The following is a 12235-nucleotide window of genomic DNA, read 5'->3' on the forward strand; positions in this document are numbered from 1 at the left end:
ATTGACTGATCTACCGCATTCGCGAGCAAGCCCGCTCCCACATTTCTGGCCCTGGTGAGTCAGGGAAATTACAGTTTTACGGACGAGCGTCCCGGCTTTTTCGTCTGCAACAAATGCGAGAACACCGCGTGCAAATCGTCCGACGCGCTTTCCTCATCGAGGTTGAGCTTGCTGTCGATGTGATCCATGTGGTGCATCATCAAATTCACCGCCAACGTTGCATCGCGTGCTTCGATCGCATCGATCAGCTGCGTGTGCTCATCGTAGGAACAGTGCGAGCGGTTGCCGCTTTCGTACTGGGCGATGATCAACGAGGTCTGCGACACCAGGCTGCGCTGGAAGCTGATCAGCGGCGCGTTCTTCGCCGCCTCGGCCAGCTTGAGGTGGAATTCGCCGGAGAGGCGGATACCGGCACCGCGGTCGCCGCGGGAGAAGCTGTCGCGCTCGTCGTTGACCATCTGGCGCAGCTCGGCCAGCTGTTCGGCCGTGGCGTGCTGCACTGCCAATTCCGTGATCGCCCGTTCGACCAGACGCCGGGCCAAAAATACCTGACGCGCTTCTTCTACACTCGGGCTCGCCACCACCGCACCACGATTGGGCCGCAGCAGTACCACGCCTTCATGGGCCAGACGCGAGAGCGCGCGGCGAATGATGGTGCGGCTGACGCCGAAGATTTCGCCCAGTGCCTCTTCACTCAACTTGGTTCCGGGCGCCAGGCGTTGTTCAAGGATGGCCTCGAAGATATGCGCGTAAACGATATCGTCCTGGGTTCCGCTGCGACCGGCCTTGCCGGCTCGCGGTTGTTTCTTGAGAGGTTGCAACTGTTCGTTCATGGGCACTCGGGTTTGGAGAACGGCGGCGAATTAACGGTAATACGGCAAGCGCAGGTTGCTGGCAAGTATCACCTAAAAACAGGGCACATTGTACACAACCCAATGCGCCAACACACTGTACGGCTGTTTGCAGCGTCGGCTGTATCGCAACGAGTAGTTACGTTTGAGTTTAGGCTTGAATCTGCGCCTTCACTGACAAATACCCAGGTAAAAGGAACACCTCTCCATGAACGACGCCACCCAAGCGCCTTTGCGCCCGTTGGCCGACACTTCTGCGTCGGCCATCGTCGCCGGCTTCATTGCCATGATGACCGGCTACACCAGCTCGCTGGTCCTGATGTTTCAGGCCGGCCAGGCCGCCGGGTTGACCACGGCGCAGATTTCTTCGTGGATCTGGGCCATCTCCATCGGCATGGCGGTGTGCAGCATCGGCTTGTCCCTGCGCTATCGCACGCCCATCACCATTGCCTGGTCCACACCCGGCGCGGCGCTGTTGATCACCAGCCTGGGCGGCGTGAGTTACGGCGAGGCCATTGGTGCCTACATCACCTGCGCCGTGCTGGTGACGCTGTGCGGGCTGACCGGCAGTTTCGAAAAACTGGTCAAGCGCATCCCGTCGTCGCTGGCGGCGGCCTTGCTGGCGGGAATCCTGTTCAAGATCGGCAGCGAGATTTTCGTCGCCGCGCAGCATCGCACCGGCCTGGTGCTGGGGATGTTTTTCACTTACCTGATCATCAAGCGCCTGTCACCACGCTATGCGGTGCTCGCCGCGCTGGTGCTTGGCACTGTGCTGTCGGGGCTGATGGGGTTGCTGGATTTCAGTGGTTTTCACCTCGAAGTGGCGATACCGGTGTGGACCACGCCGCATTTCTCGCTGGCGGCGACCATCAGTATCGGCATTCCGCTGTTCGTGGTGGCAATGACCTCGCAGAACATGCCCGGCGTCGCCGTGCTGCGTGCCGATGGCTACACCGTGCCCGCCTCGCCTTTGATCACCGCCACCGGCCTGGCCTCGCTGGTGCTCGCCCCCTTCGGCTCCCACGGCATCAACCTGGCGGCAATCAGCGCGGCCATCTGCACCGGGCCGCATGCCCATGAAGACCGCAACAAGCGCTACACCGCCGCGGTGTGGTGCGGTGTGTTCTACGGGATTGCCGGGGTATTTGGCGCGACCTTGGCGGCATTGTTCGCAGCATTGCCAAAGGAACTGGTGCTGTCGATTGCAGCGCTGGCGTTGTTTGGCTCGATCATCAATGGCTTGAGCATCGCCATGAATGAGCCGAAGGAACGCGAAGCGGCGCTGATCACCTTTATGGTCACCGCGTCAGGCTTGACGTTGTTTTCCATCGGTTCGGCGTTCTGGGGGATTGTGGCGGGGGTGTTGACGCTGCTGATTCTGAACGGGCGCAAGGCATAAAAAAACGGCGACCCGAAGGTCGCCGTTTTTTTCAGTATCACTTAGCCGCGTTGATCGGCTTTTCTGGATACCACACGTCCAGCAACGGGCTGACTTCAGCCTTGGTCAGCTCGGAACGGGTTTTCAGCCAGGCTTCAACAGCAGCACGCTGCTCTTCGGAGACCGAGCCACGCTTCTGCAGGCAAACCAGACCGTAGTCATCGCCGCCGACATAGCCCAGACCGTTGGCTTCCATGGCTTCTTTGATGAATGCTTCGAGGAAAGCGTCGATAGCTTCTTCACTCAGGCCTTCGTTGAAGTCCAGGTTCAGTTCGAAACCCAGCTCTTGAAATTCATCAACGCACAGTTTTTTGCGCAGACGCTGGGAACGGTTAGTCGCCATTGGAACAATCCTCATAAGTAATAACGGGCGGCACTTTAGCAGTTTAAGGCAAGGATTGCCCGACTCTCTGGGACAGGCGGCTATCTGTCTGCAAAAAAACGCGCAATACCAGCTATCGTTCAGCTACAACTGGATCCACCTTGGGGCATAATGCCGACACTTTCGTGACCAATGAGGGATTTTCTTCCATACCCCTCGCCTTTTTCACCCTTCTCAGCAGTAGGGTTTTATTCCTTATGATCAAATCTTTTCGTTCCGTGTTATTGGCCAGCGTTCTTCTTCCACTGGCCTTTTCCGCCGCTGCCGCCCCAATCAACAACACCCTGCCACCCAACGTTGCGCAGGCCCTGCAGAAAGCCAAGCTACAAAATACCGCGCTGTCGCTGGTGATGCTGCCCCTCACCGGCCCCGGTACCCCCACCGTGTTCAACGCCGACGTGTCGGTGAACCCGGCCTCCACCATGAAGCTGGTCACCACTTACGCTGCCCTGGAAATGCTCGGCCCCAACCATCAGTGGAAGACCGAGTTCTACACCGACGGCACCCTCAGCGGTGGCGTCTTGCACGGCAACCTTTACCTGAAGGGCGGCGGCGACCCGAAGCTGAACATGGAAAAACTCTGGCTGCTGATGCGCGACCTGCGTGCCAATGGCGTGCAGCAAGTCACCGGCGACCTGGTGCTCGACCGCAGCTTCTTCAACCAGCCGCAATTGCCCGAATTCAATGACGACGGCAATGACGAGAACAAGCCGTTCCTGGTCAAGCCCGACGCCCTGCTGGTCAACCTCAAGGCCCTGCGCTTCGTAACCCGCAATGATTCGGGCCGCGTGATCGTATCGGTCGAACCGCCGATTGCCAGCATTCGCATCGACAACCAGGTGAAAGTCTCCAACGCCAAGCAATGCACCGGCGACGTGCGCTACAGCCCGGTCACCGCCGCCGACGGCAGTGTCACCGTGACGGTCAGCGGCCAACTGGGCGATGGCTGCAGTTCGCAGACTTACCTGTCGCTGCTCGACCACGCCACCTACACCGCCGGCGCGGTGCGTGCGATCTGGCAGGAATTGGGTGGCACCATCCAGGGCCGCGACATCCAGGCGCCCGTGCCCAAGGACGCCAAAGTACTCGCCCGTGCCTTCTCGCCGGACCTGGCGGAAATCATCCGCGACATCAACAAATACAGTAACAACACCATGGCTCAGCAGCTGTTCCTGAGCCTGGGCGCGCAATTTCGCAACGATGCCGACGGCGACGACGCCAAGGCTGCGCAACGTGTGGTCCGTCAGTGGCTGGCGAAGAAAGGCATCACCGCGCCGCACCTCGTCATGGAGAACGGCTCCGGCCTGTCGCGCGCCGAACGTGTCAGCGCCCGCGAGATGGCGGCCATGCTGCAAGCCGCCTGGAAAAGCCCGTACGCGGCGGAATACATCAGCTCGCTACCGATTGCCGGCACCGACGGCACCATGCGTAAACGCCTGAAGACCACCGCCATGCGCGGCGAAGCCCACGTCAAGACTGGCACCCTGAACACCGTGCGTGCCATCGCCGGATTCAGCCGTGACAACAATGGCAACACCTGGGTGGTGGTGGCGATCCTCAACGATTCGAAACCGTGGGGCGCCTCATCAGTACTGGACCAGGTGCTGCTGGACCTGTATCGCCAGCCGAAGCTGGCGGCGGCTGCGCCGGTGCTCTAAAGGCAACACAGATCAAATGTGCGAGCGGGCTTGCCTGCGATAGCGGTGTATCAGTGTCAGATTCGCTGACTGACACGCTGCAATCGCAGGCAAGCCAGCCCCCAACATGAATGCGCGCCGTCTGAAAAAATCTGTCAATCAAGCCCTGATTCGCTCAGCCTCCACCCGGTCCCTGCCCGCCTGCTTGGCCCTATACACCGCCGAGTCCGCCCGCAGCAGCAGCCCGTCAATGCCGTCATCGATCCGCCAACTGGCCACACCGAAGCTGGCGGTCACGATGCCCACCGTTTCCATCGGCGCACTGCGCAACGACTGCCACAACTCCATCGCCAGGCTGTACGCCTGCTCGCAATCAGTGTGCGGGCACAACACCACGAACTCTTCGCCGCCCAGTCGGCAAAACACATCCGTGCGCCGCAGGCGCTGACTGATGCGCTTGCACACCTCCTGCAACACCCCATCGCCTACCGCGTGACCGTACTGGTCGTTGATGCGCTTGAAGTGGTCGATATCCAGCATGATCAACGACAGCGCCCCACTGGTGCGGTTGAGCCTGAGCATCTCGACCTTGAGACGATCCTGGAAATAACGCCGGTTATGAATGCCCGTCAGCGAATCGGTAATGGACAGCGCGCGCAGCTCTTCCTCCACCCGCTTGAGATCGGAAATATCCGACACGTAGCCATGCCACAGCGTACCGCCGCCCGGCAGTTCTTCAGGCGTGGCTTCGCCGCGAATCCAGCGCAGGCCGCGTTGTGGCAACAGCACGCGGTATTCTTCGCGCCAGTGGCTCAGCTGCAACGCCGACAAGCGTATCGACAGGCGGACCCGCTCGACGTCCTGGGGATGAATGCGCTCGAAGACCTTGGCCGCGTCCTGTTGCAACACGCCGGTTTCGATTTCATAGATATCGCGCATGCCATCGCTGGCATAGATAAAACGCCCGTTGCCCTGAGGCTCGAGGGTGAACTGGAAGATCCCGCCGGGCACATGGGCACTGAGTTTTTTCAGCAAACGATCGCGCGCCGCCAACGCCTCGTAGGCGCGTTTCTGCTCGGTGACATCCAGGTAAATCGCCAGATGCCCGATCCACAAGCCATGGTCATCCAGCAATACGGTGCCGAGCATGTTCACCGTCAAGGGGCTGCCATTTTCACGTAACAGGGTCCACTCTCGCGCCTGGTGCAGGTGGTCCGGGCTCTCCACCAACATCGCCTGGCTTGGCGGGATGCGCTTGCCCATGGCCGCGCTCAAACGGGTGGCGCGCGCTTCGAGCTCAGCGGCCAGGTGCAGGCTTTCCAGGGTCATGCGCCCCAGTACCTGGTCGGACGTATACCCCAGCATTTGCTCGGCCCCGGCATTGAACGTGTTGATCACCCCGCGCAAGTCAGTGGCGATGATCGCGACCTGCGTGGCAGCATTCAGCACGCTGCGCAATTGCCCGTGCGCACCGCGCAATTCCTGTTCACGCAGGCGCAACTGCTCGGTGCGCTGCTCGACCAGTTTCAGCGCGCGCTGGCGTTGGCTGACCACCACATACAACAAGGCACTGAGCAGCAGGCTGAGCAACCCGCCCATGGTCAGGATGGTGCTCATCGAGGAGTGGTTGGCCTGATCGAAGACCTGGCTGCCACGCAACGTGAGGGCATACACATGGTCGCCGAGGGTCAAACGGCGCGCGGCGCTGAGGTCGCTGGCGCCCACCGCATTGCTCGAGGCATACAGCACGCGCTGCTGGGCGTCGGAGGTATCGACGATCTGCATCACCAAGTTGTCGCGGTTCGGCTTGGGCAAACCGTCGGCCACCAGCTGTCGCATGCTGATCACCGCCATCACAAAGCCGCTGGGCTCGGCCTCAGCCGGCTTGCGCACGGGCGCCACCAGCAAAACCCCGGCCGCATAGGCCGGTTCCACACCCACCAATTGCATCGGCTGGGATACCGCGGGCGTACCGCTTTCTTGTGCACGTTCAAGGACCGAGCGCCGAAGCGGCTGTGCCAACAGGTCGAAACCGAGCGGCGAGCCCAGCAGGCTTTGGGTTTGGCTATACAACACCGGCACGTATTCATCGCGCTCGGCGGCAGGCGCCAACTCCCCTGACGAATTCAGTTCACGGATAGCAAAGGGCGCGCCGCGCTGGCGCGAGATCTCCTGTTCAAACGGCTTGCGCTGATCGCGAAAAATTCGCGGTGCCCAGGCATACGCGCGGGCGCGCAACAGCAAGGGTTGGGCAAATCCATCGAACTCGGCGCGGGACACATCACTGGAATTGACGAAGAAGCGCTGCAGGCTGGCCAGGCGTTGCTCCTGGTCTTCGAGGCGCTCCTGCAGGCGGGTGTAGCGTTCATTGACCAGCAACTGGAAACGCTGGCGAACCTGTTGCTGATACAGATCGGCGGCGGCCCAGGCAATAATTACCGTCAGCGCGCAACCTGCCAATAACACCACCAATGCCACCAGCCAAGCCGACGCCTGCTCACTGATAAAGCCTAGGATTTTGGGGCGTACGGCATGCATCGGCATAGGCAACACTCACAACGCCAGCGTGCGGGGCTGTCACTTTGGCTAGGGCTTCAGTTATAGCCATGAGGCCACTGTTTGACCAGCGCAAAAAAGCCGCAAACCCGGAATACGCCAGGCTTGCGGCTTTTTGTTCCAACTTGGTGCAGCAATCAGCGCGCAGTGATTTTCCACGCCCGGTGGATCTTCGCGTTACGCGCGAAATCCGGGTCGAGGGTCTTGTCGCTGATTTCCTCGACCGCATAGCGTTCGCTGAGGTTGTCCTCGAGCACGAACTTGCGGAAGTTGTTCGAGAAGTACAACACGCCGCCCGGTGCCAGACGCGCCATGGCCAGGTCGAGCAACTGCACGTGGTCGCGCTGCACGTCGAAGATACCTTCCATGCGCTTGGAGTTGGAGAAGGTCGGCGGATCAATGAAGATCAAGTCGAACTCATCGCGGCTGGCTTCCAGCCACGCCATCACGTCGCCCTGCTCCAGACGGTTCTTGTCGGAGAAACCGTTGAGCGAGAAGTTGCGACGTGCCCAGTCCAGGTAGGTCTTGGACAAGTCGACGCTGGTGGTGCTGCGCGCGCCGCCCTTGGCCGCGTGCACACTGGCGGTAGCGGTGTAGCAATACAGGTTGAGGAAGCGCTTGCCGGCCGCTTCCTTCTGGATGCGCATGCGCATCGGGCGGTGGTCGAGAAACAGGCCGGTGTCCAGGTAATCGGTGAGGTTGACCAGCAGCTTCACGCCGCCTTCGCTGACCTCGGTGAACTTGCCCTGGGCGCTCTGGCGCTCGTACTGCTTGGTGCCGCTTTGGCGCTCGCGACGCTTGACCACCACGCGGCTCTTGTCGACGTTCAGCGCCTGGGGAATCGCGGCCAGCGCATCGAACATGCGTGCGGAAGCTTTTTCCGGGTCGATGGATTTCGGCGCGGCGTATTCCTGCACGTGCACCCAGTCGTGGTAGAGGTCGATGGCCATGGAGTATTCCGGCATGTCGGCGTCGTACACACGGTAGCAATCCACGCCTTCGCGCTTGGCCCACTTGCCCAACTGCTTGAGGTTCTTCTGCAGGCGGTTGGCGAACATCTGCCCGCCTTCGCTCAGGCGCGCCTGTTCAACCACCGGGGCCGGGGCTGGCTTGATCGGGTTCCCGTTCTTGTTGTACTGGCGCTCTTGCGGCTCGGTCGGGGCCTGATCGTAAGCGGCCTGCTCACGTTCGGCCTGACGCTGCTCCGGGGTGCGGCGCTCGCCGGTGACGAACTGGTCCGGGTTGACCTTGATCAGCAGCAATTTGCACGGCAAGGCGCCGTTCCAGAACGAATACTGTTTGTGACTGCGAATGCCCATGCGCTTGCCCAGGTCCGGCGCGCCGGTGAACACCGCCGCTTCCCAACCCATGCACGCCTGACGCAGACGCTCGCCAAGGTTCTGGTAGAGGTACAAAAGGCTGGCTTCGTCACCCAGACGCTCGCCGTACGGCGGGTTGCAGATGACCAAACCTTTTTGATTCTGGTCCGGACGCGGCTCGAAGGTGCCGACTTCGCCCTGGTACACCTTGATCCAGTGGCTCAGGCCAGCGCGCTCGATGTTATTGCGCGCGGGCTGAATCAAGCGTGGGTCGGCTTCGTAGCCTCGCACCCACAACGGCGGCTTGTTCATGCCGATGGCAGCCCGCTCGGTCGCTTCGGTGTGCAGCTTTTTCCACAGCGCCGGAACGTGGCCGAGCCAGGTGGTGAAGCCCCACAGTTCGCGATTGAGGTTGGGGGCCATGTCGGCGGCGATCATTGCGCCTTCGACCAGGAAAGTACCCACGCCACACATCGGGTCGGTCAGCGCGCCGCCTTCGGCCGCAATGCGCGGCCAGCCGGCGCGAATCAAAATCGCCGCCGCCAGGTTTTCCTTCAACGGTGCCGCGCCCTGCTGCAGGCGGTAACCGCGCTGGTGCAGGCTGTGGCCGGACAGGTCGAGCGACAGGATCGCTTCGCCGCGGTCCAGGCGCAGGTGAATACGCAGGTCCGGGTTGATCTTGTCGATGGAGGGGCGTTCGCCGGTCGGGGTGCGCAGCTTGTCGACGATCGCATCCTTGACCTTCAGCGCGCCGAAGTGGGTGTTGTCGATGCCCGAGCCGTGGCCGCTGAATTCCACCGCCAGGGTGCCATCCGGGACCATGTGGTCAGCCCATTCGATGTCCAGCACGCCATGGTAAAGGTCTTCAGCGTCCTTCATCGGGAAGCGCTTGAGCACCAGCAATACGCGGTTGGCCAGGCGCGACCAGAGGCACAGGCGGTAGGCGGTTTCCATGTCGGCCATGCCGCGCACGGCCGAGGTGTGCTCGCGTGCGTCCTCAAGGCCAAGCCCGACGGCTTCCTCGATCAGCAGGCCTTCGAGGCCCTTGGGGCAAGTGAGGAAGAGTTCAAAACGGTCCGACATGGGGCATTCCAGGCTTTTCAGCAATAAATGAACAGGCGACGCATCGCCGGCTCGGTTTTTAATCAAGCACTTTTCTTGAAGAGTGCTCGCGTGGCACGAATGTGCCGTCCCACCCCGGCTGCCGGGCCTTTGGGCCAGAATTTCCGGGGCAGAGAAATAATTGATTGCAACAAAAAGAAATATTCCGACCCTTCGTCGAATAATAACCGACTGCGGCGGGCGGACATTCTCACTAAAGGATTAAACCCATCCTCTATGCAGGGCACATCATAGCTGGCTTTGCCCAACAAAAGGGGCGAAAAGCCATCCCAGCTTATGGCTATAGCATCGTTATCGTTACGTGCTTATGACAAAACGATCATTGAATCCATGTGACCTATTGGTTAGAACTCAACACAGGTTGGCGCCGTAACGACGCCGACACATCGGCTCGCCACGCCGGCAGCGAGCCCACCAACGGCAGAAAAACTCTGCCCGGCCTCAGACGAGGCCGAAGGATATCAAGACAGTCAACAAGTGAGGGAAACACCCTATGAGAAGACTTAAGCGTGATCCGTTGGAAAGAGCATTTTTACGCGGATATCAATATGGCGTTCATGGCAAATCCCGTGAGCTTTGCCCATTTACTCTACCGTCGGTACGCCAAGCCTGGATCAACGGCTGGCGAGAAGGACGCGGCGACAACTGGGACGGTATGACTGGCACTGCGGGAATCCACAGACTCAACGAACTTCACGCCGTCGGCTAACACAGGGCACTTAATCCGACACACCACCTTGAATATGTAACGACTTAACCACGCACGCCCCATCAGGGCGGCGGGCTTCGGCCCAGGGGCTCCTTTAGGGAGCCCTTTTTATTGGGTCGGTGGCGATGCGGACTACACACTCACAGGTGTATTTTTAGCCTGCCATCGCCAACAAGCCGGGCGCCTACCTTTTTGGCAAGGCCGCTATCGCATCCACCGACTCGCGAATCAGCGACGGTCCTTTATAGATAAAACCTGAGTACAGCTGCACCAGGCTTGCACCGGCGGCGATCTTCTCGGACGCGTGCTTGCCTTCGGTGATGCCGCCCACGGCGATGATCGGCAAGCGCCCGGCCAACTCAGCCGCCAGCACCTTGACGATGTGAGTGCTCTTGTCGCGCACCGGTGCGCCCGACAGCCCACCCGCTTCATCACCATGCGCCAGCCCTTCGACACCCACACGGCTGAGGGTGGTGTTGGTGGCGATCACCGCATCCATGCCCGAATCCACCAGCGCCTGAGCGACCAGCACGGTTTCTTCATCGCTCATGTCTGGCGCAATCTTGATGGCCAACGGCACACGTTTGCCATGACGTATGGCCAGGTCTTCCTGGCGCTGACGCAAGGCTTCGAGCAGTTGCTTGAGCGAATCACCGAACTGCAGGCTACGCAGACCCGGCGTATTCGGCGAGCTGACGTTGACGGTGACGTAGCTGGCGTGGGCGTAGACCTTGTCCAGGCAAATCAGGTAATCATCGACGGCGCGCTCTACGGGCGTGTCGAAGTTCTTGCCGATATTGATGCCGAGGATGCCCTTGTATTTCGCGGCTTGAACCCGTGAAAGCAGATGATCAACGCCCAGGTTGTTAAAGCCCATGCGATTGATGATCGCCTCGGCTTCCGGCAGGCGGAAGATCCGAGGTTTTGGGTTGCCCGGTTGCGGGCGTGGCGTCACGGTGCCGATTTCGACAAAACCGAAACCCAGTTGCGCAAACCCGTCGATGGCCGCGCCGTTCTTGTCGAGGCCGGCAGCCAGCCCGACCGGGTTGGGGAAGTCGAGTCCCATCACCGATACCGGCATTTTTGCCGGTGCCTTGCATACCAGGCCATTGAGCCCCAGACGACCACCGGCACCGATCAGGTCCAGGGACAGATCGTGGGAAGTTTCCGGAGAGAGTTTGAACAACAGCTGGCGGGCCAGGGTATACATGGGCGGGCTAGACTCGGATGGCGGCGAAAGGTGGCGCCGATTATAGCCGGGGTGGCGCGCCAGGTGCGAGGTGCGCCGTCCAATCGTCAATGACGTTGTGCTACCAACGCCTCATACCGCGCCCATATTTTTTCTGCGTAGCGCAAACGCAACGCTTCACGCTCAGGTGCCGCGCCGGCGTTGTAGGAGCCCACGGCTGTCCAGTTGTAACCGAAACGCTGGATAAACCCGGCAAGTATCGAGGCGCCCACCTCGACCGACAAACAGGGCTCACTCAATAACCGCTCCTCGGTAATGCCCTGCTTGGCCAGGCGAGGCAAGTGCATGCTGTTGATCTGCATCAGACCAATATCCCGGGAGCCATCGCTGTTGAGCGCGTTCACGGCGTGCGCGCGGTAACCCGATTCCACAGCGGCGATGGCCTGTAAAAGCTCAGGTTCGAGGTCATAGCGGCTAGCCACCTCTTCCCAGCAATTGGCCCAGGCCTGATGGCTGCCCATCAACAGGCTCAACACCAACGCTTTGCCCAATCGATTAATCATGAGTCACCTGCCCACAAGCCGAGCAGATGCGTTGCAGACGCCCTGGCCCCGTCTGGAGAATGGCGCGCTGCTCGGCTTTCACGGCACAGGTAAAGCGATACCCCCTGCCGTAAATTGTCTTGATAAAGCCCTTGTCCTTCTTCAGCTGCTTGCGCAATGCGTAGATACAGCGCGTCAGCGATTCCTCTGCAACCTCCCCTCGGGGCCAGACCAACTCAAGCAGACGATCCTTGGTCATCAACGCTCCGTCAGACGCCAACAGCAGCCGCAGTACATGCCACTCCTTGGGCGGCAACTGAATATCCGCGCCTTCGCCGATCAATCGGCCATCGCCCTGCAAGGTCCACCCGGCAAACACCCAGGCAGCCGTCAGCCCATCATTCACGAGGGTCATGCACACCTCTGCACCCGACTACTGACATTGAATTCCTTGTTTCCAGAAACGGCCGATACGCCAACATCACGACTA

10 protein-coding genes are annotated in these 12235 nt (G+C 60.5%); 3 read left to right on the forward strand and 7 right to left on the reverse strand.

Annotated features, from left to right (window positions below; genetic code table 11):
* Positions 1-68: 68 nt before the first annotated feature.
* Positions 69-833, reverse strand: a complete 765-nt coding sequence (locus tag ACP7B3_RS07290) for a GntR family transcriptional regulator (RefSeq protein ID WP_017134778.1) — start codon at positions 831-833, stop codon at positions 69-71.
* Between the two features lie 226 nt (positions 834-1059).
* Between ACP7B3_RS07290 and ACP7B3_RS07295 the strand changes: the two genes are divergently transcribed.
* Positions 1060-2250: a benzoate/H(+) symporter BenE family transporter gene (locus ACP7B3_RS07295; protein WP_242195874.1), complete on the forward strand. Its 1191-nt coding sequence runs from the start codon at positions 1060-1062 to the stop codon at positions 2248-2250.
* Positions 2251-2287: 37 nt separating this feature from the next.
* Here the strand turns inward: ACP7B3_RS07295 and ACP7B3_RS07300 are convergent, their stop codons facing one another.
* A complete protein-coding gene (locus ACP7B3_RS07300; protein ID WP_003193255.1) occupies positions 2288-2632 on the reverse strand; it encodes a YggL family protein in 345 nt (114 codons plus the stop codon).
* 236 nt (positions 2633-2868) lie between these two features.
* Between ACP7B3_RS07300 and dacB the strand changes: the two genes are divergently transcribed.
* On the forward strand, positions 2869-4329 hold the full coding sequence (dacB, locus tag ACP7B3_RS07305; RefSeq protein ID WP_145159104.1) for a D-alanyl-D-alanine carboxypeptidase/D-alanyl-D-alanine endopeptidase: 1461 nt from the start codon (positions 2869-2871) through the stop codon (positions 4327-4329).
* A gap of 138 nt (positions 4330-4467) precedes the next feature.
* Here the strand turns inward: dacB and ACP7B3_RS07310 are convergent, their stop codons facing one another.
* Positions 4468-6852 carry a sensor domain-containing diguanylate cyclase gene (locus tag ACP7B3_RS07310; protein WP_242195877.1) on the reverse strand — a complete coding sequence of 795 codons (2385 nt, stop codon included), beginning with the start codon at positions 6850-6852 and terminating at the stop codon, positions 4468-4470.
* A 149-nt stretch (positions 6853-7001) separates the two neighbouring features.
* Positions 7002-9266, reverse strand: a complete 2265-nt coding sequence (gene rlmKL / locus ACP7B3_RS07315) for a bifunctional 23S rRNA (guanine(2069)-N(7))-methyltransferase RlmK/23S rRNA (guanine(2445)-N(2))-methyltransferase RlmL (RefSeq protein ID WP_145159108.1) — start codon at positions 9264-9266, stop codon at positions 7002-7004.
* A 532-nt stretch (positions 9267-9798) separates the two neighbouring features.
* Between rlmKL and rmf the strand changes: the two genes are divergently transcribed.
* The gene (rmf, locus tag ACP7B3_RS07320) at positions 9799-10014 is read left to right on the forward strand and encodes a ribosome modulation factor (RefSeq protein WP_002553055.1); all 216 of its coding nucleotides are present in this window, start codon (positions 9799-9801) and stop codon (positions 10012-10014) included.
* A 184-nt stretch (positions 10015-10198) separates the two neighbouring features.
* On the opposite strand, the gene ACP7B3_RS07325 is transcribed toward rmf, so the two are convergent.
* From ACP7B3_RS07325 to ACP7B3_RS07335, 3 genes are all read right to left on the reverse strand, one after another.
* Entirely contained in the window at positions 10199-11224 is a 1026-nt protein-coding gene (locus tag ACP7B3_RS07325; RefSeq protein WP_426178538.1) for a quinone-dependent dihydroorotate dehydrogenase, read from the reverse strand.
* Between the two features lie 86 nt (positions 11225-11310).
* On the reverse strand, positions 11311-11766 hold the full coding sequence (locus ACP7B3_RS07330) for a transglycosylase SLT domain-containing protein (RefSeq protein WP_145159113.1): 456 nt from the start codon (positions 11764-11766) through the stop codon (positions 11311-11313).
* On the reverse strand, positions 11759-12160 hold the full coding sequence (locus ACP7B3_RS07335; RefSeq protein ID WP_179609530.1) for a winged helix-turn-helix domain-containing protein: 402 nt from the start codon (positions 12158-12160) through the stop codon (positions 11759-11761). Before ACP7B3_RS07335 ends, ACP7B3_RS07330 begins: the two co-directional genes overlap by 8 nt.
* Between the last annotated feature and the right edge of the window lie 75 nt (positions 12161-12235).

Origin of the sequence: Pseudomonas sp. TWRC1-2 (assembly GCF_049896685.1) — a bacterium.
Lineage (GTDB): Bacteria > Pseudomonadota > Gammaproteobacteria > Pseudomonadales > Pseudomonadaceae > Aquipseudomonas.

Excerpts from the sequence above, each read along its gene's own strand:
- ACP7B3_RS07290 (WP_017134778.1), bottom strand. The coding sequence starts at position 833 with ATGAACGAACAGTTGCAACCTCTCAAGAAACAACCGCGAGCCGGCAAG.
- ACP7B3_RS07295 (WP_242195874.1), top strand. The coding sequence starts at position 1,060 with ATGAACGACGCCACCCAAGCGCCTTTGCGCCCGTTGGCCGACACTTCT.
- ACP7B3_RS07300 (WP_003193255.1), bottom strand. The coding sequence starts at position 2,632 with ATGGCGACTAACCGTTCCCAGCGTCTGCGCAAAAAACTGTGCGTTGAT.
- dacB (WP_145159104.1), top strand. The coding sequence starts at position 2,869 with ATGATCAAATCTTTTCGTTCCGTGTTATTGGCCAGCGTTCTTCTTCCA.
- ACP7B3_RS07310 (WP_242195877.1), bottom strand. The coding sequence starts at position 6,852 with ATGCCGATGCATGCCGTACGCCCCAAAATCCTAGGCTTTATCAGTGAG.
- rlmKL (WP_145159108.1), bottom strand. The coding sequence starts at position 9,266 with ATGTCGGACCGTTTTGAACTCTTCCTCACTTGCCCCAAGGGCCTCGAA.
- rmf (WP_002553055.1), top strand. The coding sequence starts at position 9,799 with ATGAGAAGACTTAAGCGTGATCCGTTGGAAAGAGCATTTTTACGCGGA.
- ACP7B3_RS07325 (WP_426178538.1), bottom strand. The coding sequence starts at position 11,224 with ATGTATACCCTGGCCCGCCAGCTGTTGTTCAAACTCTCTCCGGAAACT.
- ACP7B3_RS07330 (WP_145159113.1), bottom strand. The coding sequence starts at position 11,766 with ATGATTAATCGATTGGGCAAAGCGTTGGTGTTGAGCCTGTTGATGGGC.
- ACP7B3_RS07335 (WP_179609530.1), bottom strand. The coding sequence starts at position 12,160 with ATGACCCTCGTGAATGATGGGCTGACGGCTGCCTGGGTGTTTGCCGGG.